The organism is Streptomyces sp. NPDC090499, assembly GCF_044769305.1.
GTDB lineage: Bacteria > Actinomycetota > Actinomycetes > Streptomycetales > Streptomycetaceae > Streptomyces.
In genome coordinates this window covers 96574-123529 of record NZ_JBIVXP010000017.1, presented here as the reverse complement: position 1 = coordinate 123529, position 26956 = coordinate 96574, and the positions used below count along the sequence as shown (strand labels likewise).

General features: G+C 73.1%; 21 protein-coding genes. 12 read left to right on the top strand and 9 right to left on the bottom strand.

All coding sequences use genetic code 11. The features are described from left to right. Positions 1–2 precede the first annotated feature (2 nt). The 6 genes from ACIQVL_RS40400 to ACIQVL_RS40375 form a co-directional block, all read right to left on the bottom strand. The gene (locus ACIQVL_RS40400; RefSeq protein WP_403477919.1) at positions 3–1079 is read right to left on the bottom strand and encodes an iron-siderophore ABC transporter substrate-binding protein; all 1077 of its coding nucleotides are present in this window, start codon (positions 1077–1079) and stop codon (positions 3–5) included. Positions 1080–1172: 93 nt separating this feature from the next. Further along, positions 1173–3149, bottom strand: a complete 1977-nt coding sequence (locus tag ACIQVL_RS40395; protein WP_403477918.1) for an ABC transporter transmembrane domain-containing protein — start codon at positions 3147–3149, stop codon at positions 1173–1175. Continuing rightward, positions 3146–4843 carry an ABC transporter ATP-binding protein gene (locus ACIQVL_RS40390; protein ID WP_403477917.1) on the bottom strand — a complete coding sequence of 566 codons (1698 nt, stop codon included), beginning with the start codon at positions 4841–4843 and terminating at the stop codon, positions 3146–3148. The genes ACIQVL_RS40395 and ACIQVL_RS40390 overlap by 4 nt, the downstream gene beginning before the upstream one ends. Before the next feature lie 157 nt (positions 4844–5000). Then, positions 5001–5789 (bottom strand): histidine phosphatase family protein, encoded by a 789-nt coding sequence (locus ACIQVL_RS40385; protein WP_403477916.1) that lies wholly within the window; start codon positions 5787–5789, stop codon positions 5001–5003. Positions 5790–6013: 224 nt separating this feature from the next. Then, a complete protein-coding gene (locus ACIQVL_RS40380) occupies positions 6014–7126 on the bottom strand; it encodes a sensor histidine kinase (RefSeq protein WP_403477915.1) in 1113 nt (370 codons plus the stop codon). Next, positions 7123–7791, bottom strand: a complete 669-nt coding sequence (locus tag ACIQVL_RS40375; RefSeq protein ID WP_403477914.1) for a response regulator — start codon at positions 7789–7791, stop codon at positions 7123–7125. Before ACIQVL_RS40375 ends, ACIQVL_RS40380 begins: the two co-directional genes overlap by 4 nt. A gap of 254 nt (positions 7792–8045) precedes the next feature. On the opposite strand from ACIQVL_RS40375, the gene ACIQVL_RS40370 reads away from it, so the two are divergent. From ACIQVL_RS40370 to ACIQVL_RS40355, 4 genes are all read left to right on the top strand, one after another. Then, complete coding sequence (locus ACIQVL_RS40370) at positions 8046–9044, top strand: serine hydrolase domain-containing protein (RefSeq protein ID WP_403477913.1); 999 nt, start codon at positions 8046–8048, stop codon at positions 9042–9044. A gap of 61 nt (positions 9045–9105) precedes the next feature. Then, on the top strand, positions 9106–10632 hold the full coding sequence (miaB, locus tag ACIQVL_RS40365) for a tRNA (N6-isopentenyl adenosine(37)-C2)-methylthiotransferase MiaB (protein WP_403477912.1): 1527 nt from the start codon (positions 9106–9108) through the stop codon (positions 10630–10632). A gap of 45 nt (positions 10633–10677) precedes the next feature. Beyond that, entirely contained in the window at positions 10678–10968 is a 291-nt protein-coding gene (locus ACIQVL_RS40360; protein ID WP_403439330.1) for a hypothetical protein, read from the top strand. A gap of 10 nt (positions 10969–10978) precedes the next feature. Then, positions 10979–11692: a class III extradiol dioxygenase subunit B-like domain-containing protein gene (locus ACIQVL_RS40355; protein ID WP_403439328.1), complete on the top strand. Its 714-nt coding sequence runs from the start codon at positions 10979–10981 to the stop codon at positions 11690–11692. 87 nt (positions 11693–11779) lie between these two features. On the opposite strand, the gene ACIQVL_RS40350 is transcribed toward ACIQVL_RS40355, so the two are convergent. Beyond that, positions 11780–12067, bottom strand: a complete 288-nt coding sequence (locus ACIQVL_RS40350; RefSeq protein ID WP_403439326.1) for an antitoxin — start codon at positions 12065–12067, stop codon at positions 11780–11782. Between the two features lie 34 nt (positions 12068–12101). Continuing rightward, complete coding sequence (locus ACIQVL_RS40345) at positions 12102–12410, bottom strand: hypothetical protein (RefSeq protein ID WP_403439324.1); 309 nt, start codon at positions 12408–12410, stop codon at positions 12102–12104. Between the two features lie 183 nt (positions 12411–12593). Between ACIQVL_RS40345 and miaA the strand changes: the two genes are divergently transcribed. The 6 genes from miaA to hflX all read left to right on the top strand — a co-directional run bounded on the left by miaA (position 12594) and on the right by hflX (position 20872). Beyond that, positions 12594–13532 (top strand): tRNA (adenosine(37)-N6)-dimethylallyltransferase MiaA, encoded by a 939-nt coding sequence (miaA, locus tag ACIQVL_RS40340; protein ID WP_403477911.1) that lies wholly within the window; start codon positions 12594–12596, stop codon positions 13530–13532. Between the two features lie 107 nt (positions 13533–13639). Then, positions 13640–14155 carry a hypothetical protein gene (locus tag ACIQVL_RS40335; RefSeq protein ID WP_403477948.1) on the top strand — a complete coding sequence of 172 codons (516 nt, stop codon included), beginning with the start codon at positions 13640–13642 and terminating at the stop codon, positions 14153–14155. A gap of 92 nt (positions 14156–14247) precedes the next feature. Further along, positions 14248–15111, top strand: a complete 864-nt coding sequence (gene dapF, locus ACIQVL_RS40330; protein ID WP_403477910.1) for a diaminopimelate epimerase — start codon at positions 14248–14250, stop codon at positions 15109–15111. 295 nt (positions 15112–15406) lie between these two features. After that, the gene (locus tag ACIQVL_RS40325; RefSeq protein WP_403439318.1) at positions 15407–17542 is read left to right on the top strand and encodes a RelA/SpoT family protein; all 2136 of its coding nucleotides are present in this window, start codon (positions 15407–15409) and stop codon (positions 17540–17542) included. 69 nt (positions 17543–17611) lie between these two features. Beyond that, a complete protein-coding gene (locus tag ACIQVL_RS40320) occupies positions 17612–19120 on the top strand; it encodes a M1 family metallopeptidase (protein WP_403439316.1) in 1509 nt (502 codons plus the stop codon). Positions 19121–19378: 258 nt separating this feature from the next. Continuing rightward, positions 19379–20872, top strand: coding sequence for a GTPase HflX (gene hflX / locus ACIQVL_RS40315; protein ID WP_403477909.1), 1494 nt, complete (start codon positions 19379–19381; stop codon positions 20870–20872). 154 nt (positions 20873–21026) lie between these two features. On the opposite strand, the gene ACIQVL_RS40310 is transcribed toward hflX, so the two are convergent. Then, the gene (locus ACIQVL_RS40310) at positions 21027–22250 is read right to left on the bottom strand and encodes a trypsin-like serine peptidase (RefSeq protein WP_403439312.1); all 1224 of its coding nucleotides are present in this window, start codon (positions 22248–22250) and stop codon (positions 21027–21029) included. 393 nt (positions 22251–22643) lie between these two features. On the opposite strand from ACIQVL_RS40310, the gene ACIQVL_RS40305 reads away from it, so the two are divergent. Together ACIQVL_RS40305 and ACIQVL_RS40300 are read left to right on the top strand one after the other, a co-directional pair. Then, a complete protein-coding gene (locus ACIQVL_RS40305; protein ID WP_403477908.1) occupies positions 22644–24287 on the top strand; it encodes a diaminobutyrate--2-oxoglutarate transaminase family protein in 1644 nt (547 codons plus the stop codon). A 522-nt stretch (positions 24288–24809) separates the two neighbouring features. Beyond that, a complete protein-coding gene (locus tag ACIQVL_RS40300; RefSeq protein ID WP_403477907.1) occupies positions 24810–26927 on the top strand; it encodes an IucA/IucC family protein in 2118 nt (705 codons plus the stop codon). Positions 26928–26956: the final 29 nt, after the last annotated feature.

The window sequence follows — 26956 nt, the reverse complement described above, 5'->3', positions numbered from 1 at the left end:
GCTCACGACGCCGGCTGTGCCACCTTCGTCGACGTCTTGCCGTCCACCGCCTCCGCCAGCTGCGGCACCAGGCGGTCCAGGACGTAGGGGATGCTCAGCACGGTCGACAGGGACACCGCGTTGCCGTAGTCGCTGGTCTCCTTGACGAAGACCTCGCGGCCCTGCTTCACCACGTTCAGGTCCGCGTAGACCTTGTCGCTGTGCAGCTTGGTGACCGCCGAGGTGGTGTCCGGCACGATCCAGACGTCCACGTCCTGGTCGAGCAGGTCGAACCGCTCCTTGCTGATGTTGGCGCCGAACTGGTCCCCGATCACCTTGTCGAGGTCCTTCGGCAGGGAGAAACCGAGGTCGGACAGGAGCCGGGACCGCGGGTCCTCGCTGCCGTAGACGAACGTGCCCTCGTACGGGGTGGCCATGACCGCCGTGGCCCCGGTGAACTCGGGGTTCGCCTTCTTCGCCGCGGCGAACCTGGCCTCGACGCCCGAGACCAGCGTCTTCGCCTCGTCCGCCTTGCCGAGCGCCTGCCCGATCTCCTCGGTCTGCTGCTGCCACGGCACGCCGTAGTCGTTGTACTGCTTCGGCTGGGCCACGACCGGCGCGAACTTCGACAGGCTCTCGTACTGGGCCTTGGTGAGCCCCGAGTACACGGCGAGGATCAGGTCCGGCCGCAGCGCGGCGATCTTCTCCACCTGGGGGCCGGTGCCGGTGTCCTTGAGCACGGTGGGCGCCGGCGAGCTGCCCAGCTTGTCCTGGGCCCAGGGGCCGATCGCGCCCTTGTAGCCGCCCAGCCACTCGGTCGTGCCGACCGGGACCTTGCCGAGGGCGAGGACGGCGTCCTGGTCGGTGAGACCGACGGTCACGATGCGCTTGGGTTCGGACTTGATGGTCGTACTGCCGAACTTGTGGGCGATGGACACGGGGAACGCGCCGGCGGAGGAGGCCTTCGCTGCGGACGACGACGAGCCGGAGCCGTCGTCGGAACCGGAGTCGGAGGAGCCGCAGGCGACCGCGGTCGCCGCGAGCAGGATGACGGAGGCGAGCAGGCCGGTGAGCCTGGACACTCTGGTGACGCGGGGCATCGGCTGATCCTTCTGTTCTGGCTGGTCTCGGCTGTTCTTGGCTGTTCTCGGAGTGGGGGGCGGGCGGCGGGGGCGGCTCGGCTCTTTCGGGGGTCAGTGCGGAGCGGCGGGGGTGCGGTGGTCCGACCAGGCCTGCCACAGGGCGGCGTACCGGCCGCGGGCGGCCAGGAGTTCTTCGTGGGTGCCCTGCTCCACCACCCGGCCGTCGCTCAGCACGACCACCCGGTCGGCCGCGGCGGCCTGGCTGAGCCGGTGCGCCACGACCAGCGCGGTACGCCCGCGCAGCGCCTGCTCGGCGGCCTCGTCGAGGAGGCGGGCGCCGGAGCTGCCCGCCTCGGCGGTCGCCTCGTCGAGCACGACGACCGGCGGATCGGCCAGCAGCAGCCGGGCCAGGGCGAGTTGCTGGGCCTGGTCGGCGGTGAGCCGGTGCCCGCCGTCGCCGACCACCGTGTCCAGCGCCTCCGGCAGGGCCTCGGCCCAGCCGAGGGCGCCCACCGCGGCCAGCGCGTCCCGCAGCTCCTCGTCGCTCGCCTCCGGGCGGGCGAGCCGCAGGTCGTCGGTGAGCGGCCCGGCGAAGACGTGCACCTCCTGGGTGACGAGCCCCACCAGGCGGCCGGAGCCGTCCGGTTCGGCGCCGTCCACGTCGACCCGTCCGGCCTCCGGGCGGTGCAGGCCCGCCACCAGCCGCGCCAGGGTCGTCTTGCCCGCACCCGTGGTGCCGACCAGCGCGACCCGCTCCTTGGGCCGTATCTCCAGGTCGACGCCGTGCAGTACCGGGCGGCCGGGCACGTACGCGTGCGAGACCCCGGTCAGCGTCACGGCAGGACCGCTGGCGACAGCGGCGGTACGGCCCTCCGCGGGCCCGTCGGCAGCGGGCGCCGGCTCGTCGACGACCCCGACCAGCCGGGCCAGTCCGGCCGTCGCCGACTGGGCGTCGTCGAGGAGCACCAGCGCGGTGTTGACCGGACCGAAGAGGCTGTGGAAGTACAGGGCGGCGGCCGTCGCCGTACCGACCGTGGCGGAGCCGGCGCGCACCAGCAGGAACCCGGTGGCCAGCACGGCGGCGAGACCCACGTACTCGGCGATGTGCAGCCTGCTGTAGAAGCGCAGCACCAGCCGTACCCCGCGCATCGTCAGCTCCACGGCCGCCCGCGACCGTTCGGTGACCCGGCGGGTGTGGTCCTCCTGCAGCCGGTACGCCCGTACCGTCCGCGCCCCGCCGATGGTGTCCAGCAACTGCTGCTGCTGGGCGCCGGAGGCGATCCGCTCCTTCGCGTACAGGGGCACTGCGTTGCGTACGTACCAGCGGGCGGTGTGCGCCTGCACGGGCACCGCGAGCAGCGCGGCCGGCAGGAACCGCCAGTCGAGCAGGGCGAGGGCGGCCAGGGTCAGCACGATCGAGAGCCCCGAGCGGGCGAGTTCGGGCAGGGCGGTGCGGACCGCGTCGGCGACCCGGGAGACGTCCCGGGTGACCCGGGAGTTGAGGTCGCCGGAGCCCGCCCGCTCCAGCCGCTCCAGTGGCAGCGACAGGGCGCGCTCCACGAAGAGTTCGCGCAGCCGGGCGAGTGCGGTCTCGCCGAGCCGGGACACCAGGGACATGCCGAGCGCGGTGCTGACGCCCTGCACCACGGCGACCCCGGCGAGCGCGAGGACGGGCCAGGTGAGCGCATCGGGGGAGCGGTGCTCGGTGACCACGTCCACGATGTGCCCGAGCAGTGGCTGGGTGAGCAGCCCGACGGCCGTGGCGATCATCATCGTGCCGAAGCCGGCGACCGCCAGCTTCCGGTCGGGGCGCAGGAGTTCGCGGACGACCGCGCGAGTGCGGGCGGGCGTGGCGGTGGGCAGCAGACGGCTTTCGGCGCTGTCGGGTCGGGGGGCGGTGTCGGGTCCGGTGGTGATGTGCGGTCCGCTGCTGCTGTCGGGCCCGGTGGTGATGTCCGGTCCGGCGGTGTGGATCGGTCCGGCGGTGTGGTCCGGTCCGGAGGTGTGGTCCGGTCCGGCGGTGTGGTCCGGTCCGGAAGCGTGGTCCGGTCCGGAAGCGTGGTCCGGCTTCGGGATGGGGTCCGTCATGCCAGCACCGCCGTCCGGTAGGTCTCGTGGGTGCGGGCCAGTTCCGCGTGGGTGCCCTCGGCGCCGACCCGGCCGCCGTCCAGCAGCACCACCCGGTCGGTGACGGAGAGCAGCGCCGGGCTGTTGGTCACCACGACCGTCGTACGGCCCCGCCGGAACTCCCGGAGCCCCTCGGCGATCCGGGCCTCGGTGACCGCGTCCACGGCGGTCGTCGGATCGTGCACCACCAGGACCGGGGGTCCGGCGCGCAGGGCCCGCGCCAGCAGGACCCGCTGCCGCTGCCCGCCGGAGAGCGAACGCCCGCCCTCGCCCACGTCGGTGGCCGCACCGTGCGGCAGTGAACGGACCACCTCGTCGGCGTCCGCGGCGGCCATGGCGCGTGCCGTCAGTTGTCCGTCGGCGGCGTCCGCGGAGCTCACGTTGCCGATGAGGGATCCCTCGAACAGCGCGGCGTCGTGCGCGGCGACCAGCACCGCGGCCCGCAGCCGGACGGGGTCGAGGCGGGTCAGCGGCACCCCGTCGAGCTCGACCGAGCCCGACTCCGGGTCGCTCTCCCGGCCCAGGCAGCTCAGCAGGGCCTCGGCGCAGGCCGGATCGGTCACCGCGATCCCGGTCAGCCGCCCGGCGGGCACGTCGAGGTCCACGCCGTCCAGGCCGCCGAGCCGTACGCCGCGCAGCCGCAACTCCCCGCGCACCGCGTCCGGAACAGGTTCGTCCCCGCCCGTGACGCCGGGCCCGGCGGAGAGCACCTCGGCGATCCGGGCGGCGGAAGCCCGGCCCTGTGCCAGTTCGGCGTTGACCCAGGCGAACGTCTCCAACGGCCCCAGCAGGAACAGGGCGAGCCCCACCGCCGACACCAACTGACCCAGGGTGAGCGACCCGTCGAGCGCCAGCCGTCCGCCCACCCAGGCGATCAGCGCGATGAACCCGCCGGTGAGGGCCAGCACGAGCCCGGTCTGCCACGACTCGGCCCGCGCCGCGCGCAGGGTGGCCGCGAGGGAGACCCGGCTGGTCCTGCGGTAGCGCTCGACCGCGGCCCGCTGCGCGCCGAGCCCCTTCAACACCCGCAGCCCGGCCACCAGATCGGCGGCGACCCCCGCGGCGCCCGCGGCCCGGTCCTGCTCCGCCTCGCTGCGCCGCTCCAGGGGCTTGCTCAGCAGATGCCCGAGCCACAGCAGCAGGGGAGTGCCCAGCAGCACGATCAGACCGAGCGGCACGGACGTCAGCAGCAGTGCCACGGCGCTCACCGCGATGCCGGCCAAGGCCGAAATCCCGCTCATCAGAGCCATGTTGACCGCCCCGACGCGCTTGGCGTCCTCGGTGGCGACGTTGGCCAGCTCACCGGAGAGCCGGTCCGCCTCGGCCCCGCCCCGGGCGTCGAGCACCCGGCGCACGACGGCCAGCCGCAGCTCGTGGGCGGCCTCCTCGGCCCCGCGCTCGCCGGCCCGCGCGCCCAGCCGGAAACTCCACGACAGGCACACGTACAGGACGGCCAGCACCGCCAGCCACAGCATCAGCCGCCCGGCGTCCCGGCCGGCCACGGCCTGGTCGACGACGACACCGATGAGCACCGGGACCAGCGCTTCCCCGAGTTGGTGCACGCTGCCGAGCGCCGCGCCGAGAGCGACCCGCCGCCCCTGCCCTCCCACCGAGCCGGCCAGGACATCCCGCCCCGCCAGTTCCCCTGATCCCACCGGCCACCCTCCGGAGACGGTCAACTTAGGCAAGGCTACTCTAAGTAAATACCGTCGCGTCAATCCCCGTCCCGGGATCGGGAGTCGCCCGGCCGCGGCCCGACACCCCTTGTGTGGTGGGCAGTCGGCCGGGACCGGGCGTCTCCGAATGCGCCGGTCAGGCGCTGAGCGGGTGCGACGAAGTACGCAGCGCCCGGTCCGCGCCCCCGAGGGTGCCGGGGGTACCCCCGGTCGAGGGCTGGGGGAGGAACTGCGTGACCGGCCACGACGGTGCCGCACCTGACGGACGGCATTCCGTCCCGTCGTCCGGGCGGACCGCCGGCCGGTCGCTGCCGACGGCCGCGCGCGCCGGAGGCCGCGGCAGCAGCCGTCGCCGTGGATCCCGGGCGGAGACGCGGCCGAACTGGACGTCCCACCAGCCGCCTCGCCAGGTGAGGAAGACCGTCTCCAGGGGTGGCACGGAGAGATGCCAGAAAGCTCTCGCCGGCATGGCCAGGGCATGGATGAGCGCGGCTCGGACGACGGCCGCCTCGGTGATCACCACCATGTGGCCCGTGCCGGGCGCGACGCTGCTCAGCCAGTCCGCCGACCGGCGGCAGAGCCCGCGTACGGATTCCCCGCCGTGGGGCGCGGCATCCGGATCCGTGAGCCAGGCGCTGAACCCGGCGGGGTCGGCCGCGGCGACCTCGTCGACGGTGCGGCCGCGCCAGCCGCCCACGTCGAGGTCGCGCAGCATGGGCTCGGGCGCCGCCGACAGGCCGACGGCGTCGGCAGTCTGCGAGCAGCGGGTCGAGGGCGCCCGGACGGCTCGCCCACGGAGAGAGAGCACTGCTCTCGCGGTGCCTGCCAGGCGCAGGTCGCGCTCGCTCAGGACTGCGTCGCCGAGGCGCGGGTCCAGAGTGGCGTCGCCGCCGGGCGCGCACAGAAGCGTCAGGTGGATCGACATGGGACCGGCCTCCTCTTGGCCCGACACGGCTTCGGACGGTGTGAGGCGGTGCCTCACGTCCTCCAGAGTCGGTGCAGGCCCCCCGGCCGGACCATCCGCCAGGTGGCCGGAACCACCCCGCCGACTGGCCGGCCTGCCCCCACCCGGCCGCCCCGCACCCGGCCGGCTCGCCCCGCGGCCCGCACCCGGCCGGCCCGCCCCGCGGCCCGGCCGAACCGGCACGGTCACCGGTTCCGCTCGACGGGCAGTTCGAGGCGGAGCTCGTAGCCCCCCTCGGCCGTGGGGCCGGACGTGACCGTGCCGCCGAGGAGCTCCGCGCGCTGGGCCAGACCGACCAGGCCGTTCTGGGCGCTCGGCAGGGCGACGGCGGGCCGGGTGGGGGCGGTGTTGGCGACGGTGGCGCACAGGACGCCGCCCCGGTGCCTGACGCGGACGGTCGCGGCGGCGCCGGGGGCGTGCTTGCGGACGTTGGTCAGCGCTTCCTGGACGGTGCGGTAGACGGCGCGCTGCACCGTGGGCGGAAGCTCCTCCGGCAGGTCGGTCTCCAGCTTCGCGTCGATGCCGCTGGCCTCGACCAGGTGGTCCAGGTCGGCGAGCGAAGGCTGCGGGGTGAGCTCCGTCGGCCTGCTGCCGGAGGCACGCAGCACCCCGACCATGTGCCGCAGCTCCTCCAGGGTCTGCACGCTCAGGCGGCGGATCGTGGCCGCGGCCTGTCTCGTCTCGGCGTCCCGGCCGCTCACCTGCAGCGCTCCGGCCTGTACGGCGATGAGACTGACCTGGTGGGAGACCACGTCGTGCATCTCCCGGGCGAGCTGGGCGCGCTCCTTCGCCAGCACGCTCTGGGCGGTCAGCAGCCGCTCCTGCTCACGGGCCTCGGAGATGTCGGCGAGGCGTAGCGACAGTTCGCGCCTGGCCTGGACGAGCTGGCCGAGGAAGACCGGCGCGGCGGCGGTGGCCAGCGTGTAGCTGAGGTGGAACAGGTTGTTCGTCTGGGACAGCTCGGTGGCGTCCAGGGACGACCACGGCCAGGGCAGGAAGTCGATGATCGCGTACGCCAGCGCGCAGCCGCCCAGCAGGAACCGGTGGCGGTTGAGGGAGGAGAGCGTGTACAGCGCGGCCATCGGGGCGACCACCGCGTCGGTGACCAGGGCGGTGGGGAGGGTGAGGACGAAGGTCGTCAGGGGCAGCCGGTGCCGCAGCATCAGGGCGACGGCACCGAGCAGCGCGCAGAAGGCGGCCGGCTGGTCCTCGACCCCGATGTGTGACCAGGCGTCCGCCAGCGCGACCCCGGCGAAGCCGATGTCGAGGAGCACGCCCGACGGCCGCCGCGAGCTCACCGGGCGCCCTCCTCCGGCGAGGGGGTGAGCAGGCCGGCGCGCTCGGCGATGAGGGCAGCCTGGACGCGGCTGCCCACCCGCAGTTTGCCGAGCACGTTGGTGACATGGCCCTTGATGGTGCCGGTGCTCAGGTGCAGCCGTTCGCCGATCTCGGTGTTGGCGAGTCCTTCGGCCATGAGGACGAGCACGGCGCGTTCCCGCTCGGTGAGCCGGGCGGTGAGCCGGACCGCGGCGGGCTCGCGAACGCTGTTGTCGAGGTAGCCGCCCACCACCAGGCGGGTGACCCTGGACGACAGTACGGTCCCGCCCTCGGCCAGGGTGCGCACCAGATGGGGCAGCTGCTCGGGGTCGGTGTCCTTGAGCAGGAACCCGGCGGCGCCCGAGCGCAGCGCGGTGGCCACGTATTCGTCGGTGTCGAACGTGGTGAGCATGGCGACCACCGGGGCCTCGGGCATGCGGCGGAGGTCGGCCAGGATGGTGAGCCCGTCCACGTCCGGCATCCGGATGTCGAGCAGCACGAGGTCGGGCCGCAGCTCCCGCACCGTGGGCAGGGCCTGGCCACCCGCCACCGCGGCGACGACCTCGATGTCGTCCGCCGTATCGAGAATGTGCGTGAAACCCGTGCGGATCAGGGCTTCGTCATCGACCACCAGTACCCGGATCACGTGCGCTCCGCTCGTCGCATGCCCGGTCGATGCGTACCCCGTGGGCGTGTCCCTTCCGGCGGCCGACGCGGAGAACCCGCCGGTTGGCCGCGCGACCTCAGCCGGTCGGCGGGGCGCCCGCGGCCACGGCGGTGAGCGTGCCACCTCGGCGCACCGTGTCCCCGGCCCGCCCGTGGCGCAGCCGGGACCTGCGCACGCGCCTCACTACGCTGAGCGACGGGGAGACCACACGGCCCAGGACAGATCGGGAGACCATGGCCCTCGACCTAGACATCGACCGCATCCGCGAGCTCGTCGACGAAGGCGTCCGCGACAAGGTCTACCCCGGCGCCGTCTGGGCCGTCGGCGACCGCTCGAACATGGCCATCGGCACCCCGGGCGTCCTCGACCCCGACCGGCCCGACGAACCGATGCGGCACGACACCGTCTTCGACGTCGGCGCCCTCACGGAGATCCTCGCGGTGTGGTCGGTCGTCGGATCCCTCGTGGCGAACGGCAGACTGCGGCTCGACGAGGAACTGGGCGACTTCTGGTCCGAGGCGCGCGGACACCCCCTGGGCCGGGTGACCGCCCGCCACCTGCTCACCCACACCGCCGGCCTTCCACTCCGCACCGACCGCCCCCGGGACAGTCGCGACGGCGTCCTCCACGGCGCGGTGAGCCGTCCGCCGGGGGAGGCCGTGGAGTACACCGACCGCGCCGCCCTCGTCCTCGGCGACCTCGCCGAGGAACTCTCCGGCCAGAGCCTCGGCGTCCTCGCGGCCACCCGCGTGTGGCAGCCCCTCGGCATGACACGCACCGGCTACGGCCCCCTGCCCGACGAAGCGGCCGCCCGCTGCGCGCCGACCGGACTCGACGACGCCACGGGCTCCCGGCTGCGCGGCACCGCCCACGGCTCACCGGCACACCCACAGGGCGGGGTGTTCTCCGTCCTCCCCGACCTCGCGGCCTTCCTCCGCCACCTGCTCCAGCCGGGACCCGGCGGCGGACAACCGGGCTTCGGCCCCGCCTGGGTCCAGGAGTCGCTGCGGATCGGGACCGGCGACCTCACACCCCCCGGCGGCCTGTTCTGGCGCCCGGCCCCGGGCGCCGACGGCATCTGGATGCCCTACGGCTCCCTGGGAGCGGGCGCGTGGCTCTCCCCGCAGCAGGGCCGCTGGGCGGTCCTGCTGACCAACGAGCTCTACTGCACCGGGGACCCCGAGCCCCTCGGCCACATCCGCGACGCCTTCCCCTCCCGCGCCTTCGCCTGACGGCGCGGCCCGCGCGCAAGGGCCGGGGCGGCGGTCTCCGGGGACCGCCTACCCTTGACCCATGACCAGCAGCAGCGACCGGAGCCCGGTAGTGGACGTTCAGGCACCCAGGACCTACGAAGTGCGCACTTACGGGTGCCAGATGAACGTCCACGACTCCGAGCGATTGTCCGGGCTGCTGGAGGACGCCGGGTACGTGCGGGCCCCCGAGGGCGCGGACGGCGACGCCGACGTGGTCGTGTTCAACACCTGCGCGGTCCGGGAGAACGCCGACAACCGGCTCTACGGCAACCTCGGCCGGCTCGCGCCGAGGAAGGCGTCCCGCCCCGGCATGCAGATCGCGGTCGGCGGCTGCCTGGCGCAGAAGGACCGCGACACCATCGTGCAGAAGGCGCCCTGGGTCGACGTCGTCTTCGGTACGCACAACATCGGCAAGCTGCCGGTCCTGCTGGAGCGTGCCCGGGTCCAGGAAGAGGCCCAGGTGGAGATCGCGGAGTCGCTGGAGGCGTTCCCCTCCACCCTGCCGACCCGCCGCGAGAGCGCCTACGCGGCCTGGGTGTCGATCTCCGTCGGCTGCAACAACACCTGCACCTTCTGCATCGTCCCGGCCCTGCGCGGCAAGGAGAAGGACCGCCGCACCGGCGACATCCTCGCCGAGATCGAGGCCCTGGTCGCCGAGGGCGTCTCCGAGATCACGCTGCTCGGCCAGAACGTCAACGCGTACGGCTCCGACATCGGCGACCGCGAGGCCTTCAGCAAGCTGCTGCGGGCCTGCGGGAGCATCGAGGGCCTGGAGCGGGTCCGGTTCACCTCCCCGCACCCCCGTGACTTCACCGACGACGTGATCGCGGCCATGGCCGAGACCCCGAACGTGATGCCGCAGCTGCACATGCCGCTCCAGTCCGGCTCGGACACCGTCCTGAAGGCGATGCGCCGCTCGTACCGGCAGGAGCGCTACCTCGGGATCATCGAGAAGGTGCGGGCCGCGATCCCGCACGCGGCGATCACCACCGACATCATCGTGGGCTTCCCCGGCGAGACCGAGGCGGACTTCGAGCAGACCATGCACGCCGTGCGCGAGGCCCGCTTCACGCAGGCCTTCACCTTCCAGTACTCCAAGCGGCCCGGCACCCCCGCCGCGACCATGGACAACCAGATCCCCAAGGAGGTCGTCCAGGCGCGCTACGAGCGTCTCGTCGCCCTCCAGGAGGAGATCTCCTGGGACGAGAACAAGAAGCAGGTCGGCCGCACGCTCGACCTGATGGTCGCCGAGGGCGAGGGCCGCAAGGACGGCGCCACCCACCGCCTCTCCGGCCGCGCCCCCGACAACCGCCTGGTCCACTTCACCAAGCCCCACCAGGAGGTCCGCCCCGGCGACGTCGTCACGGTCGAGATCACCTACGCCGCCCCGCACCACCTCCTCGCCGAGGGGCCGACGCTCGCCGTCCGGCGCACCCGTGCGGGCGACGCCTGGGAGAAGCGGAACGCGGCCGAGGCGGCCAAGCCGGCGGGCGTGCTGCTGGGGCTGCCGAGGATCGGGGTGCCGGAGCCGCTGCCGGTGGCGACCGAGGGCTGCACGGCGCACTGAAACCCGCCATACTCCTCGCGTCGATCAGGATCCGGGGGGCGGGGCATGGCGCGCTGGGTGGTTGTCGTGCAGTTCGGGAACGGGGAGCACTACAGGGTCGAGGAGGTCACCCGCTTCGAGAGCACCCCGGAGCAGGCCCGGGCCACCCTGTACGAGGTCGCCTGCACCCACCGGCCACGCGCGGGCCTGCGCCAGCAGCGCCGTGAGGTGTTCCGGGTGGGTGACGGCGACGCGTACTACGTGCACATCGACGGCTGGATGTCCACGCACCGGGTGTTCTACCAGCTGGCGGAACTGGCGTGGAGCAGCGGTCCTGCGCCCGTGTACCAGCAGTAGGCTGCCGATCATGCTCGTCGCAGCCGCAGTCTGTCCCTGCCCGCCCGTCCTCGTCCCCGAGGTCGCCGCGGGAGCCGCACCGGAGCTGGACGCGGCGCGTGCCGCCTGCGCCGACGCGCTCGGCGTGCTCGCCGCCGCCCGGCCCGACCTGCTGGTGGTGGTGGGGCCCGCCGACCGGTCGGGGCGGGGGGTGTTCCCGCCGGGCAGCAGGGGCACGTTCCGGGGCTTCGGGGCCGAGGCCGAGGTACGGCTGGGCAACGGCCCGGACGCGGCGGGCGGGCGCGAGCTGCCGCCCTCGCTGGCCGTCGGCGCCTGGCTGCTGGAGCGCACCGGCTGGGCCGACGCGCCCATCGAGGGGCTGGGCGTCGGCGAACCGCTGGAGACCGAGCGGTGTGTCCAGGCCGGCCGGGAGATCGCCGGCCGGGCCGCACGCGTCGCGATGCTGGTGATGGGCGACGCCAGCGCCTGCCGCACCCTCAAGGCGCCGGGCTACCTCGACGAACGCGCGGCCCCCTTCGACGCCGAGGTCGCCCGGGCGCTCGGCGCGGCCGACATCGAGGCGATCAAGGCCCTGGACGCCGACCTGGCCCACCAGCTCAAGGCCGCAGGCCGCGCCCCCTGGCAGGTCCTCGCCGGCGCGGCCGAGGACGCGGGCCTCGCCGGGGCGCTCCTCTACGACGACGCGCCGTACGGTGTCTGCTACCTGGTGGCGACCTGGTCCTGAACGCGGTGGACGGCTGCCGGAACGGCGGACGGCCGGGAGTCGGGTGACTCTCGGCCGTCCGCCGATCTGCTCCGGGACCCGCCCGGCTCAGGAAGCCGGCGGCGGCCCCTCCGGCCGGGTCGGGGCGGTGGGGTCGGGCGTCGTACCGCCCAAGGCGTCCGGGTGTACGAACCGGTCCATGGCTCCCTTGGCCCTGCCCGTACCCGTCTGGATCTTGTCGCTGTACTTGCCCTTGGTCTTCTCGTCGACGACCCGTGCGGCCTTGTCGATGCCGTGCTGGAGCTTGTCGACCGTGTCCTCGTGCTGCTGCGCGAAGTGCGAGGCCTTGTCCTTGGCCGGGGCGAGCTTGGCCTTCAAATTGTCCAAAAGACCCATGGTTACCTTCCCTATGGCGTCCCCTCGCGGGCCGTTATGTCCGGGCGCCCTCGCCGGCCTCGTTGTCGGCGGCCTCCTTGGCGGACTGCTGCTTGGGGATCTCGGTGTTGTCGGCGGCGGCCGCGGCGTGCTCCGGCTCCGTCCGCGCGTCCGTGCCCCGGCCGTCCTCCTCGCCGGAGCCCTTCGGCGCGGCCTCGGCCTCGGCCGCCTCCTCCGCGGCGTTCTCCGGTCCGGCCTCCTCGGGCTCGGCCCCGGCCGACGCCTTGACCTCCGGCTCCTCCGGCGTCCTCGGCTCTTCCGACACCTTCTGCTTCTTCCCGAAGAACCGTGCAAAAACGCCCATATCCACTCCATACGTTACTCGTGCGAGCGAAATCCCGCGTGACCCCGGTGCGTCCGATTGCGCCGGACCGGTCGCGGCCTCTCGGCGGCGGTGGCGGGAACCTCGCAACGGGCAACGAAGCCGGACACGCTCCGTCACGTAACTCGTTCGAGAGCCGCCTCCGAGGTTTGCGAGACTGGTGCCGTGAGCAGCGCACCCCTCGCCCCCCGTGTCATCGCCGTCGTCGGCCCCACCGCGGCCGGAAAGTCCGACCTCGGCGTCTTCCTGGCCCAGCGGCTCGGCGGCGAGGTCGTCAACGCCGACTCCATGCAGCTGTACCGGGGGATGGACATCGGCACCGCCAAGCTGACGCCCGGGGAGCGTGCCGGGGTCCCGCACCACCTGCTCGACATCTGGGACGTGACCGTCACCGCCTCCGTCGCCGAGTACCAGCGGCTCGCCCGCGCCCGCATCGACGCCCTGCTCGCCGAGGGCCGCTGGCCGGTCCTGGTCGGCGGCAGTGGGCTGTACGTCCGCGGCGCCGTCGACAACCTGGAGTTCCCCGGCACCGACCCCGAGGTCCGGGCCCGTCTGGAGGACGAGCTCGCCCTGCGCGGCTCCGGCGCCCTGCACGCCCGGCTGTCCGCCGCCGACCCGGAGGCGGGCCGCGTGATCCTGCCCAGCAACGGCCGCCGCATCGTCCGCGCACTGGAGGTGATCGAGATCACCGGGCGCCCCTTCACCGCCAACCTGCCCGGCCACGACTCGGTCTATGACACCGTCCAGATCGGCGTCGACGTGGCCCGCCCCGAACTCGACGAGCGGATCGCGCTGCGCGTCGACCGGATGTGGGAGGCCGGACTCGTGGCCGAGGTGCGCGCACTGGAGGCGCACGGGCTGCGCGAGGGACGCACGGCCTCGCGCGCCCTCGGCTACCAGCAGGTCCTGGCGGCGCTCGCCGGCGAGTGCACGGAAGCGGAAGCCCGCGCGGAGACCGTCCGTGCCACCAAGCGCTTCGCGCGCCGCCAGGATTCGTGGTTCAGGCGCGACCCCCGGGTGCACTGGTTGAGTGGGGCCGCGGCGGACCGCGAGGAACTTCCGCGGCAGGCCCTGGCGTTGGTCGAACGACCGGTCACAGCCTGATCACGTCATGGCATCGGGATGCGCCACCGGTCATCGAGGCCTCCGGCGCCGTGCCATCATCGAGCTTCGATCGCAAGTGGAGTCCTAGGTTGGGAGGGCGCGTGGCGATGGAGGCCGGCCCTCGCGACACCGCACACGACACCGAGCACGTCGCCGTCGAGGCCCTTGAACCGGGTGCCGACGACGAGGGCGAGGGGCGACTCTCGCCGGACGGTCCCGACGACACGGTGGGCGGCGGCGTCACCGCCGACGGCCCCGAGCCGGAGGAGATGTTCGCGAGCGGCCCCGAGGTCGAGGTCGAGCTCCGCCCGCAGCGCCGCCTGCGCCTGTGGCAGCTCGCCCCCATCGTCGGCCTGGCCGCCGTCGGCTCCCTGATGTTCGCCTTCCCGCTGGCCTTCGACTTCGGCGACAGCGGCGCGGTGATCGCCATGCTGGGCCTGCTGATCTGCTCCTGCGCGGCCGGCTGGGGAATGATGGCCGCGCGGAAGGTCGGCTACACCTGGCCCGGCCTCCCGGCACGGGGCTCGGCCCGCAGGCCCGACTGGCGCGTGGTGATCGGGTACGTGGTCCTGGTGGCGATCGTGGTCGTCCTGGCGGTATGGCGCGTGGCGCGCCTGCGCTGAAGAGCGCCCCGTCGGGGGCGCGGGGAACTGCGCGACCAGCCCCCACCGGCCCGCACCCGAAGTACCCCACCACCCTCCCTTACCCTCGAAGAATGAGCATCCCCTTCCTCAAGGGCCACGGCACCGAGAACGACTTCGTGATCGTCCCGGACCCCGGCAACGCCCTGGACCTCACCCCGGCCGCCGTAGCCGCCCTCTGCGACCGCCGCGCCGGCATCGGAGCCGACGGCGTGCTGCACGTCGTACGGTCCGCCGCGCACCCCGAGGCCAAGGGGATGGCCGCCGACGCCGAGTGGTTCATGGACTACCGCAACGGCGACGGCTCGATCGCCGAGATGTGCGGCAACGGCGTCCGTGTCTTCGCCCGCTACCTCCAGCACGCCGGCCACGTCACGGAGGGCGACCTCACCGTCGCCACCCGCGGCGGTGTCAAGACCGTGCACATCGCCAAGGACGGTGACGTCACCGTCGGCATGGGCAGCGCCCGCCTCCCCGAGGGCGACGTGACCGTCAGCGTCGGCGACCGCACCTGGCCCGCGCGGAACGTGAACATGGGCAACCCGCACGCCGTCGCCTTCGTCGCGGACCTCGCCGACGCCGGCGACCTCTACACCCCGCCCCCCTTCAGCCCCCCGTCGGCCTACCCCGAAGGGGTCAACGTCGAGTTCGTCGCCGACCGCGGCCCCCGCCACGTCGCCATGCGCGTGCACGAGCGCGGCTCCGGCGAGACCCGCTCCTGCGGCACCGGCGCCTGCGCCGTCGCCGTGGCCGCCGCCCGCCGCGACGGCGCCGACCCCTCGGTCACCGGTACCCCGGTGACGTACACCGTGGACGTGCCCGGCGGACGGCTCGTCATCACCGAGCGGCCCGACGGCGAGATCGAGATGACCGGCCCCGCAGTGATTGTCGCCACGGGCGAGATCGACGCCGAGTGGCTGGAAAACGCCGTGCGTTGAGGTGACCGCGCGCCCGGAACCGAGGTCAGGGCCGTCCTCCAGCACCTCGATCCACGGCCCGCGTCGTCACCCCTGGCGAGAAACGTCGGCCACCCCCCGAACAGGTGGCGCAAAATCGTAAACCTCGAAATCGTCGCTCGATTGGGTGATCCGTTTCACGCTCGGCCGGAGCCGGTCAATCGGGCGCGATGGGCTCGATAGCATCAAGCACCGGCACGGACGGGGGAACGTCGCCAATCCCTGAGCCTCGTACGCCCTGGGGCCCCGTCCACCGGTCCACGAGCCGGAGGTGCCCATGAGTGCGGAGGCCACGAACCCTGCGACGCCCGGTCCTGTAGTGCCCACTGTGGCCCGCAGGAAGGCCCGCGCCCGGATCGACCTGCGCCGGCTCGGCCTGGCCGCGCTGCTCGGCAACGCCGCCCGCGGCAGACTCCCCGACGCCATCGGCCACGTCGCCGAGGCGCACCGCGCCCACTATCCCGACGCCGACCTCGAACCCCTGCGCCGCGCCTACGTGCTGGCCGAGTCCTCGCACCGCGGCCAGATGCGCAAGAGCGGCGAGCCGTACATCACCCACCCCCTCGCGGTCACCCTCATCCTCGCCGAACTCGGCGCCGAGACCACGACTCTGACGGCCTCTCTGCTCCACGACACCGTCGAGGACACCGACGTGACGCTCGACCAGGTGCGGGAACAGTTCGGCGAGGAGGTCCGCTACCTGGTCGACGGGGTGACGAAACTCGAGAAGGTCGACTACGGGGCCGCCGCCGAACCCGAGACGTTCCGGAAGATGCTCGTCGCCACCGGCAGCGACGTCCGGGTGATGTCCATCAAGCTCGCCGACCGCCTGCACAACATGCGCACCCTCGGCGTGATGCGCCGCGAGAAACAGGAACGCATCGCCAAGGTCACCCGTGACGTGCTCATCCCGCTCGCCGAACGGCTCGGCGTGCAGGCGCTCAAGACCGAGCTGGAGGACCTGGTCTTCGCCATCCTGCACCCCGAGGAGTACGAGCACACACGGGAGCTGATCGCCGAGAACGCGGCCCGCACCGACGACCCCCTCGCGGGCATCGCCGAGGAGGTGCGCGGGGTCCTGCGCGAGGCCGACATCCCCGCCGAAGTCCTCATCCGGCCCCGCCACTTCGTCTCCGTCCACCGCGTCAGCCGCAAACGCGGCGAGCTGCGCGGCGCCGACTTCGGCCGGCTCCTGGTGCTGGTGGGCGAGGACGCGGACTGCTACGCCGTCCTCGGCGAACTGCACACCTGTATGACCCCGGTGGTCTCGGAGTTCAAGGACTTCATCGCGGTACCGAAGTTCAACCTGTACCAGTCGCTGCACACGGCGGTCGCCCGCGCCGACGGACAGGTCGCCGAAGTCCTCATCCGCACCCACCAGATGCACAAGGTCGCCGAGGCCGGCGTGGTCGCCCTCGGCAACCCCTACGCCCCCGCGGCCGACGCCTCCGCACCGGAGACCTCCGGCGCCCAGGCCGACGCGGCCGACGGCGAGCGCGCCGACCCCACCCGCCCCGGCTGGCTCTCCCGCCTCCTCGACTGGCAGAAGGCCGCCCCGGACACCGACACCTTCTGGTCCACCCTGCGCGAGGACCTCGCCCAGGACCGCGAGATCACCGTCTTCCGCCCCGACGGCGGCACTCTCGGCCTCCCCGAGGGAGCCACCTGCGTCGACGCCGCCTACGCCCAGTACGGCGAGGACGCCCACGCCTGTATCGGCGCCCGCGTCAACGGCCGCCTCGCGACCCTCAGCACCGTCCTCAAGGACGGGGACACCGTCCAGCTCCTGATGGGCCAGGACCCGGCCTCCGAGCCCTCCCGGGAGTGGCTGGAGCACGCCCACACCCCGGCGGCCCGGATCGCCATCCAGCGCTGGCTCGCCGCCCACCCGGACAGCACCGAGGAGCCGCCGGCCCCCGCGCCGAGCCGTCCCGTACCCGACTTCCCCGCCTCCGGCACCGCCCCCCGGACCGCCACCGCCGTGGTCGCCGACCGCCCGGACGCGACCGTACGGCTGGCCGGCTGCTGCACCCCCGTACCGCCCGACGAGGTCACCGGTTTCGCCGTGCGCGGGGGAGTGGTCACCGTGCACCGCGTGGAGTGCGCCTCGGTGGCCCACATGAAGAGCACCGGGCGCCCCGAGACACCCGTGAGCTGGGGCGACAGCAGCGGCTGCCGGGTCACCCTGGTCGCCGAATCGTTCGGCCGGGCCCATCTGCTCGCCGACCTCACCGAGGCGATGGCCCAGGAGGGCGCCGAGATCGTCTCGGCGACCGTGGAACCTCCCAGCCAGCAGCGCGTCCGGCACACGTACACCGTGGAGCTCCCCGACGCGGCCCACCTGCCCGCCCTGATGCGCGCGATGCGCAACGTGCCCGGTGTGTACGACGTCGGCCGAGCGCAACACCAGTGACTTACTCGTTCGGGTGGATTGGTCGCGAGTCGGCACCATGAGCGGGGGGTGCGCTGGTAGCGGTGGTCCATGCCGCTCACCCTCCGCACCCGCCGCGCTGCACAGCGTGCCACCCGACCGTTCCGGCACCGGCGGGCCGCCGCCCTCCTCGCCTCCGCCGTCTCCGTCGCCCTCCTCGGCGCGAGCGCCCCGCCGGCCCCGCTCGGCGTCGGCGACCGGCTCTTCCCGTACCTCGGCAACCCGGGGTACGACGTGGCGTCGTACGACCTCTCCTTCACCTATCCGGGCAGCAACGACAAGCCGCTGCAGGCCGTGACCACCATCGACGCGTGGACCACCACCGACCTGGAGCGCCTCAACCTCGACTTCGCGCACGGCAAGGTCGAGTCCGTCGAGGTCGACGGCCGGCCCGCCGCCTTCACCGGCGCCGGCGAGGACCTGGTCGTCACGCCGGACAGTCCGCTGCGCCGGGGCGACTGGACGCGGATCACGGTGAAGCACACCAGCGACCCGGTCTCCGCCAAGGGCCAGGACGGCGGCTGGGTGCGCACCACCGACGGGCTTGCCATGGCCAACCAGGCCGACGCCGCCCACCTGGTCTTCCCGTGCAACGACCACCCGTCCGACAAGGCGATGTTCACGTTCCACGTGACCGCCCCGAACGCCTACACCGTCGTCGCCAACGGCCTGCCCACCGGCTCCGTCCGCACCGGCGGCCGGACCACCTGGACCTACCGCACCCAGCACCCCATGGCCACCGAGCTGGCCCAGGTCTCCATCGGCCGCTCCGCCGTGCTGCACCGCGCCGGACCGCACGGCCTGCCCGTCCGGGACGTGGTCCCGAGCGCCGACGCCAAGAAGCTCGAACCCTGGCTGGCCAAGACCCCGGACCAGATCGCCTGGCTGGAGAGCAAGGTCGGCACCTACCCGTTCGAGACGTACGGGGTGCTCATGGCGCAGGCGTCCACCGGCTTCGAGCTGGAGACCCAGACCCTCTCCCTCTTCGAGAAGAACCTGTTCACCGAGCCCGCGTACCCCAAGTGGTACATCGAGTCGGTCATGGTGCACGAACTGTCCCACCAGTGGTTCGGCGACAGCGTCAGCCCGCGCGTCTGGTCCGACGTCTGGCTGAACGAGGGCCACGCCACCTGGTACGAGGAGCTGTACGCGGAGGAGAAGGGCAAGCAGCCCATGATCAACCGCATGAAGGCCGCGTACGGCGCCTCCGACCGCTGGCGCGCCGCCGGCGGGCCGCCCGCCCTGCCCAAGGCCCCCGACCCCGGCCAGAAGATCAGTATCTTCCGCCCCAACATCTACGACGGCGCCGCCCTCGCCCTCTACGCCCTGCGCCAGGAGATCGGCAAGCCCGCCTTCGAGCGCCTGGAGCGGATCTGGGTCCAGCGGCACAAGGACGCCACCGCCACCACCGCCGACTTCGTCCGCCTCGCCTCCGCGGTCGCGGGCCGGGACCTCACCGGCTTCTTCGACGCCTGGCTGTACGGCGCGAAGACCCCGCCGATGCCCGGCCACCCGGACTGGAAGCAGGTCCCGGCCCCGAAGAAGCAGACCAAGAAGTGACGGCGGGACGGCCCCGGGAATAACACGGTGCCAGGACGGGGCGCACCGTGCGACCATCGTGGGGTCGGCACAAGCCGGCACGGCCGGCCGCAGGTCGGCTCAGGTCGGCTCAGGTCGGCTCAGGTCGGCTCAGGTCGGCTCAGGTCGGCTCAGGTCGGCTCAGGTCGGCACGGTACGGGTCGCGGGGAATCTCCCGGGGTACTCGTACGTTGACAAGGTACTGGCCGACTTCGGCACTCCCATCGACGTAAGGACCCAATGACCTCCTCTTCTTCCTCTTCCCAGGACACCAGGCGCCTCGCGCAGGACTACCCCGACGGTCTTCGGGCCGATGCCCTGATGGAAGAGGACGTCGCCTGGAGCCACGAGATCGACGGAGAGCGGGACGGCGACCAGTTCGACCGTTCCGAGCGTGCGGCCCTGCGCCGTGTCGTGGGCCTCTCCACCGAGCTCGAGGACGTCACCGAGGTCGAGTACCGACAGCTCCGCCTGGAGCGGGTCGTGCTGGTCGGGGTATGGACCTCGGGCACCGTGCAGGACGCGGACAACTCCCTCGCGGAGCTGGCCGCCCTCGCCGAGACCGCGGGCGCACTCGTGCTCGACGGCGTCATCCAGCGCCGCGACAAGCCCGACCCGGCCACCTACATCGGCTCCGGCAAGGCCCTGGAGCTGCGCGACATCGTCGTCGAGACCGGCGCCGACACCGTCATCTGCGACGGTGAGCTCAGCCCGGGCCAGCTGATCCAGCTGGAGGACGTCGTCAAGGTCAAGGTCATCGACCGGACCGCCCTGATCCTGGACATCTTCGCCCAGCACGCCAAGTCCCGCGAGGGCAAGGCGCAGGTCTCGCTCGCGCAGATGCAGTACATGCTGCCGAGGCTGCGCGGCTGGGGTCAGTCGCTGTCCCGCCAGATGGGCGGCGGCAAGGGCGGCGGCCTCGCCACCCGTGGTCCCGGTGAGACCAAGATCGAGACGGACCGGCGGCGGATCCGCGAGAAGATGGCGAAGATGCGCCGGGAGATCGCGGAGATGAAGACCGGCCGCGAGATCAAGCGCCAGGAGCGCCGTCGGAACAAGGTGCCGTCCGTCGCCATCGCGGGCTACACCAACGCCGGCAAGTCCTCCCTGCTCAACCGACTCACGGGCGCCGGCGTCCTGGTCGAGAACGCCCTGTTCGCGACCCTGGACCCGACCGTCCGCCGCGCGGAGACGCCCAGTGGCCGCCTGCACACCCTGACGGACACCGTCGGCTTCGTCCGCCACCTGCCCCACCACCTGGTCGAGGCGTTCCGCTCCACCATGGAGGAGGTCGGCGGCGCCGACCTGATCCTCCACGTGGTCGACGGCTCGCACCCGGTACCGGAGGAGCAGCTGGCCGCCGTGCGCGAGGTGATCAGGGAGGTCGGCGCCACCGACGTACCCGAGATCGTCGTGATCAACAAGGCCGACGCGGCCGACCCGCTGGTCCTCCAGCGCCTGCTGCGCAACGAGAAGCGGTCCCTCGCGGTCTCGGCCCGCACCGGCCAGGGCATCCAGGAGCTCCTCGCCCTCATCGACAACGAGCTGCCCCGCCCGTCGGTGGAGATCGAGGCCCTGGTCCCGTACACCCACGGCAAGCTGGTGGCGCGCGCCCACAACGAGGGCGAGGTCCTCTCGGAGGAACACACCGCCGAGGGCACCCTCCTCAAGGTCCGCGTCCACGAGGAACTGGCGGCGGAGCTGGCACCGTACGTCCCGGCTCCGGCTGCCTGACGGTTCCCGAGCGAAGGCCCGCCCCCACTTCCTGAGGGGGCGGGCCTTTACGCGTCCCTTCGGGGGGCGCCGGGAACTGCGCGATCAACCACGACGGCGAGTCAGCCGCCGGCACACCGGGCACACCACGGCGCGCAGGCGACCCCCACCCCCCTCACTGATCAGCGAACTCCTTGCTGACCCCTTCGTACACACCCTTGGCCACATCCCCGAACCGCGGCCCCGCCAGCCACCCCGAACTCACCGGCCCGATCGACGTGTTGGACACCAGCGCCGGCTTGCCGTCGGCGCCCGTCTCCACCCAGCCACCACCCGACGCCCCGCCGGTCATCGTGCACCCGATCCGGTACATCGTCGGCGCCGACGCATCCACCGACAGCCGTCCGGGCTTGTCGGCGCACTGATACAGCAGCGACCCGTCGTACGGCTTCGCCGCCGGATACCCCGTGGCGGTGATGCTCGACACCTTCGGCACCGCCGGCGCGCCGAAGTTCACCGGCAACGCCGAACCGACCGTCTCCTCCAGCGACTTGCCGCCACTGCCCTGCTCCGGCGTCACATGGATCACGGCGTAGTCGTACGACGCCCCGTCACCGCCCGTCTCGCCGCCCTGGTCGATCCACTGCTGCGAGGTCTGCGCCCCGTCGCCCCACCAGACGCCGTACGGCGCGACCTCCGAACGGGTCGCCGCCGCCAGCGCCGAACCGGTCAGCCCCTTGTCGTTGTACGACGGCACGAACGCGATGTTCCGGTACCAGCCGCCGTTCTTGCCGGCGTGCACACAGTGCCCCGCCGTCCACACCAGGTTGGACTTGCCCGGGTGCGCCGGGTCCTCGACGACCGTCGCCGAGCAGACCATCGTGCCCTCGGGGGAGTCGAAGAAGACCTTCCCGGCGGTGGCCGCGCTCGCGTGGTACGCAGGTCGCACCGCCTTCGCCCGGACCGCCTCCGGCGTCGGGTCGGTCACCCCCTGGTCACCGGAGAGGTCGTTGTCGTCGACGCCCTTGTTCTTGTCGGGGTCGTTGGCGTCCCGCATCCGGTTCGGGTCCCACAGGCCCTTGATGATGGGGTTGATGAAGTCGTTGGCCTCGCGCAGCCAGTCGTCCTTGTCCCAGTTCTTCCAGGCGCCGTTCTTCCACTTGTCGATGTCGATCCCGTGCTCTTTGAGCTTGTTCCTGATGTCGTCCGGGATCTTGATCTTGCCGTCACCGGTGTCGGCCGTGGCGGACGCGGACGCCGGGCCACCGGCGTTGTCGTCGCCGGAGCCGCCGCAGGCGGTGGCGGTCAGCGCCAGCGCCGAGGCGAGGGCGAAGGCCGCCAGCGCACGGGGCGCGCCCCCTCCACCTCGACGGGCGAACGACGGCCGGATGGATCGCATGGTGGTGACTCCCCCTGTCGGTAAGGAACTTCAGCGCCACACTAGGCGCTCCCTGTGCGGCGCTCCCGATGGCTGGGCAACGGTTCTGCTACGGGCCTCACCGCAGGGCAACCACAGTTCTTGAGCGGGATCCACGCGTCGCAGGCAACCGGTGGCATGCGTGCCGCGGGAGTGGTCCGGGTTTCGGCTGGGGCCGGAGGGCGCATTCCTGCCCGGCGCCTCGAACGTCGGCCGTGCCGTCCACGGCAAGGTCATGGCAAGGCCACGGCAAGGATCTTGATGCGACCCGTAACCCGCTGGACGGTCCGGGGTTGGTAGCGGTGGGGGTCCGGCTGCCTGTGCCCGGTGCCCGCCGATCAAGTCGCCTCTGGACAGCGGGGAGGACAGCGAGCCGTGGCCGTGACGGAGCCGGTGACCGGGGAGACGTTCGGGGGAGCGCGCGCGGCACAGGAGGGGATTCTGAGGCGTCAGTCGGCGCGTGAGTCGCGGGCACGCACCTACGCGCGCGCCCTGCCCATCGTGCCGGTGCGGGCCCGCGGCCTGACCATCGAGGGCGCCGACGGTCGCCGCTACCTGGACTGCCTCTCCGGCGCCGGCACCCTCGCCCTCGGCCACAACCACCCCGTGGTGCTGGAAGCGATCCGCAAGGTCCTCGACTCCGGCGCCCCGCTCTCCGTCCTCGACCTCGCGACCCCCGTCAAGGACGCCTTCATCACCGAACTGTTCCGGACCCTGCCGCCCGGCCTCGCCGACCGCGCCCGCGTCCAGTTCTGCGGGCCCGCCGGCACCGACGCCGTCGAGGCCGCCTTCAAACTCGTCCGGGCCGCGACCGGCCGCACCGGGATCGTCGCCTTCACCGGCGCCTACCACGGGATGACCACCGGCGCCCTGGCCGCCTCCGGCGGAGCCGGTGACGTCCGCGTGGCCCGGCTGCCCTACCCCCAGGACTACCGCTGCCCGTTCGGCGTCGGCGGCCCCCGCGGCGCCGAACTCGCCGCCCGCTGGACCGAGACCGTCCTCGACGACCCCAAGTCCGGCGTCCCCCTGCCCGCCGGGATGATCCTCGAACCCGTGCAGGGCGAAGGCGGGGTGATCCCGGCGCCGGACGACTGGCTCCGCCGGATGCGCCGGCTCACCGCCGACCGCTCCGTCCCCCTGATCGCCGACGAGATCCAGACCGGGGTGGGCAGGACCGGCGCCTTCTGGGCCGTCGAGCACAGCGGCGTCACCCCCGACGTGATGGTCCTGTCCAAGGCCATCGGCGGCAGCCTCCCCCTCGCCGTCGTCGTCTACCGCGACGACCTCGACGTCTGGGAGCCCGGCGCCCACGCCGGCACCTTCCGCGGCAACCAACTCGCCATGGCCGCCGGCACCGCCACCCTCGCCCACGTCCGCGAGAACGCCCTCGCCGAACGAGCGGGCCTGCTCGGCGCCCGCATGCTCGCCCGACTGCGGCGGCTCCAGGACGATTTCGCGTGCGTGGGAGACGTACGGGGGCGGGGACTGATGATCGGGCTGGAGCTGGTGGACCCGGAGGGCGAGGAGCCAACGGGGGAGACGGCGGCCCACGCGAGGGAGACGGGGGCGCACGGCGACCGTGATGCGGTCCCGGCGGCGTGCACCAGCGCGGAGCACGGTGCCGTGAGCGGTGCGGCGAGCAGCGTGGACCACGGTGCGGCGAGCGGTGCGGTGAGCAGCGCGGAGACCGGTGCGGTGAGCAGCGCGGAGAACGGTGCGGCGAGCGGTGCGGTGAGCGGGTGGGACGGTGCAGCCCGGTCCCGGCCGAGCCCCGCCGCTCCCGGACTGGCCTCGGCCGTGCAGCGCGCCTGCCTGGAGCGCGGCCTGATCGTCGAACTCGGTGGCCGTCACGCCGGTGTCGTACGACTGCTGCCGCCACTGACCATCACCGACGAACAGGCGGACGCCGTGCTGGACCGCCTCGCCGACGCGGTGACGGCCGTGGCCCGCGACCCGGCCGCCCACGGTCACGGTGCCAGGCGCCGACGGCCCGACGGCCGCAGGGAACCGGACGACTGAACGGAGCACCGGGAAGACCCCGGCGGACCGGAAAGACTCCGGACGGCCGGCACACCCGACACGAACCCGCCGACCGAACCGTCCGGAGGCGGCCCGGCGCCGGGACCGCCCGCACCGCCGGGACCGCTCGACCGCTGGGGCCGTCCGGACCGCTCGGACCGTCCAGGCCGATCGGACCAGGCGGGCCGTGCGGATGCTCCGGAACACCTGGAGCACGTGGAGCACCCGGAACACCCGGAACACCTGGAGCACCTGGAGCACCTGTACCCGGAGCACCCGGAACACCCGCACGGGAGCTACCGCCCGCCGAACCGCCGACAGCAGCCCGACCGGCCGCCGCACCGGGGACGAACCGTCCGGCCGATGGCCCCGAAGCGAACCGACCGCCCCAGGAAGCGAAAAACCCCACATCATCCGCACCCCTCTCATCAGGACACTCCGCACTCGACCAGCCATCCGACCAGCCCGGTTCACCGGCACGACGCCGAACACCGCACCGCCCGAGCCCCCGAGGAACCCTCCTTGAACGCCACCCCCGCGCCCGACGACAACGGAGACCAAGGCCCACAGGGACGCCCCGTTCCGCTCGCCGAGTCGGTCCCTCAGCAACGAGGCCGTACCTCCCAGCCCGAGCGGCCGCGCGACGATTCGGGAGACCTCCTCGAACACCCCGACCCGCACGTCGCCGCCCAGGCCGCCGCCGTGGAGAACATGCTCCGCTGCTGGGTACGCGAGACCAACCTGCCCGCGCCCGACACCGGCACCCTCCGCATCCCGCTCCCCGCCAGCGGTACGGCGGTGATCACCCCGGTCCGCCACTGGTCCCCGACCGGCTGGCACCGCTTCGGACCACCCCGCCTGGCCGGCGCTCCGGACACCGCCCCGACCGTCGACGCGGTCACCCTCGCCGCCCTGCTCACCCGCGAGACGGCCACGGGACCAGCCGGCACGGCCGATCGAGCCGGGGGCGGCGCAAGCCATGCCGAAGGCGGGACCGGCCACGCCGAAGGCAACACCGGCCATGCCGAAGGCAACACCGGCCATGCCGAAGGCCGCACCGGCCGCACCGGGGACCACGCCGTTCGCACCGGAGGCCCGTTCGGCCATGCGGCTGACGGCTCGGCCTCCGGTGCCCCCGGCGGCCCTGTCGCTCGGGCCACCCCCGACGACGGTGACCTCGTGGCCCGGGTCGCCGACTCCCTGCGCCGCACCGTCACCTTCATCGCGGACCGGCGCGCCCACCCCGCCGACGGCCCCGACCGCTTTCTCGCCGCCGAGCAGGCGCTCCTTTTCGGGCACCCGCTGCACCCGACCCCGAAGAGCCGCGAAGGCCTGACTGAGTCCGAAGCCCGGCTCTACTCACCGGAGTTGCGCGGCTCCTTCCCCCTGCACTGGATCGCAGTCGCCTCCTCCCTGCTCGCCACCGACTCCGCCTGGACCGAGCGAGGCCGTCCCGTCCCCGCCCCGCACCTCATGGAGCGCCTGGCCGGAACGGCCCTGCCCCTGCCCCACGGCTGCACCGCCGCTCTGCCCCTGCACCCCTGGCAGGCTCGCGAGATCGGCCACCGCGAGGAGACCGCCGCCCTCCTCGACGCCGGGCTCCTGCGCGACCTGGGCCCGCTCGGCACCCCCTGGCATCCCACCTCCTCCGTACGAACCGTCCACCGCACCGGTGCCCCCGCCATGCTCAAACTGTCGCTCGGCCTGAGGATCACCAACTCCCGCCGGGAGAACCTCCGCAAGGAACTGCACCGGGGCGTCGAGGTGCACCGCCTGCTGCGCACCGGCCTCGCCAAGCAGTGGCAGGCCGCCCACCCAGGCTTCGACATCGTGCGCGACCCGGCCTGGCTTGCCGTCGACGGCCTGGACGGCCGGCCCGTACCCGGACTCGACGTGGTGATCCGGCACAACCCGTTCACCCCCACCGACGACGTGTCCTGCGTCGCCGGGCTGGTCACGCCCCGGCCCCTGGACGCCCCGGCGGCGAACGGCAGGCCCCGCCCGTACCGCTCCCGGCTGGCCCGGGTGGTCTCCCGGCTCGCCGAACGCACCGGCCGGCCCGTGGGTGCGGTCAGCGCCGAGTGGTTCCTGCGCTACCTGGAGCAGGTCGTCCGCCCGGTGCTCTGGCTCGACGGGGCGGCCGGCATCGCCCTGGAGGCGCACCAGCAGAACACCCTCCTGCTGCTGGACGCCGACGGCTGGCCGGCCGGCGGGCGCTACCGCGACAACCAGGGCTACTACTTCCGCGAGTCCCGACGCGCCGACCTCGACAGCAGGCTTCCCGGAATCGGCGAACACAGCGACACCTTCGTCTCCGACGAGGTCACCGACGAACGCTTCGCCTACTACCTCGGCATCAACAACGTGCTCGGCCTGATCGGTGCGTTCGGCTCCCAGCGGCTCGCCGACGAGCGGCTGCTGCTCGCGGCGTTCCGCCGGTTCCTCGCCGACGCGGCCACCGGACCCGCCCGGCTGCGCAGCCCCCTGCCCGGCCGCCTGCTCGACTCACCCGTCCTGCGCTGCAAGGCCAACCTGCTGACCCGGCTGCACGGCCTCGACGAACTCGTCGGCCCGGTCGACGCCCAGTCCGTCTACGTCGCCATCACCAACCCACTCCACTCCTCATCCACACCTTCCTGACCCCGCTGACATTGACACCGTCACCGTCA

Coding starts and splice junctions, on each gene's coding strand:
- ACIQVL_RS40400 (WP_403477919.1), bottom strand. CDS start 1,079: ATGCCCCGCGTCACCAGAGTGTCCAGGCTCACCGGCCTGCTCGCCTCC.
- ACIQVL_RS40395 (WP_403477918.1), bottom strand. CDS start 3,149: ATGACGGACCCCATCCCGAAGCCGGACCACGCTTCCGGACCGGACCAC.
- ACIQVL_RS40385 (WP_403477916.1), bottom strand. CDS start 5,789: ATGTCGATCCACCTGACGCTTCTGTGCGCGCCCGGCGGCGACGCCACT.
- ACIQVL_RS40370 (WP_403477913.1), top strand. CDS start 8,046: ATGGCCCTCGACCTAGACATCGACCGCATCCGCGAGCTCGTCGACGAA.
- miaB (WP_403477912.1), top strand. CDS start 9,106: ATGACCAGCAGCAGCGACCGGAGCCCGGTAGTGGACGTTCAGGCACCC.
- ACIQVL_RS40360 (WP_403439330.1), top strand. CDS start 10,678: ATGGCGCGCTGGGTGGTTGTCGTGCAGTTCGGGAACGGGGAGCACTAC.
- ACIQVL_RS40355 (WP_403439328.1), top strand. CDS start 10,979: ATGCTCGTCGCAGCCGCAGTCTGTCCCTGCCCGCCCGTCCTCGTCCCC.
- ACIQVL_RS40350 (WP_403439326.1), bottom strand. CDS start 12,067: ATGGGTCTTTTGGACAATTTGAAGGCCAAGCTCGCCCCGGCCAAGGAC.
- ACIQVL_RS40345 (WP_403439324.1), bottom strand. CDS start 12,410: ATGGGCGTTTTTGCACGGTTCTTCGGGAAGAAGCAGAAGGTGTCGGAA.
- ACIQVL_RS40335 (WP_403477948.1), top strand. CDS start 13,640: ATGGAGGCCGGCCCTCGCGACACCGCACACGACACCGAGCACGTCGCC.
- dapF (WP_403477910.1), top strand. CDS start 14,248: ATGAGCATCCCCTTCCTCAAGGGCCACGGCACCGAGAACGACTTCGTG.
- ACIQVL_RS40325 (WP_403439318.1), top strand. CDS start 15,407: ATGAGTGCGGAGGCCACGAACCCTGCGACGCCCGGTCCTGTAGTGCCC.
- ACIQVL_RS40320 (WP_403439316.1), top strand. CDS start 17,612: ATGCCGCTCACCCTCCGCACCCGCCGCGCTGCACAGCGTGCCACCCGA.
- hflX (WP_403477909.1), top strand. CDS start 19,379: ATGACCTCCTCTTCTTCCTCTTCCCAGGACACCAGGCGCCTCGCGCAG.
- ACIQVL_RS40310 (WP_403439312.1), bottom strand. CDS start 22,250: ATGCGATCCATCCGGCCGTCGTTCGCCCGTCGAGGTGGAGGGGGCGCG.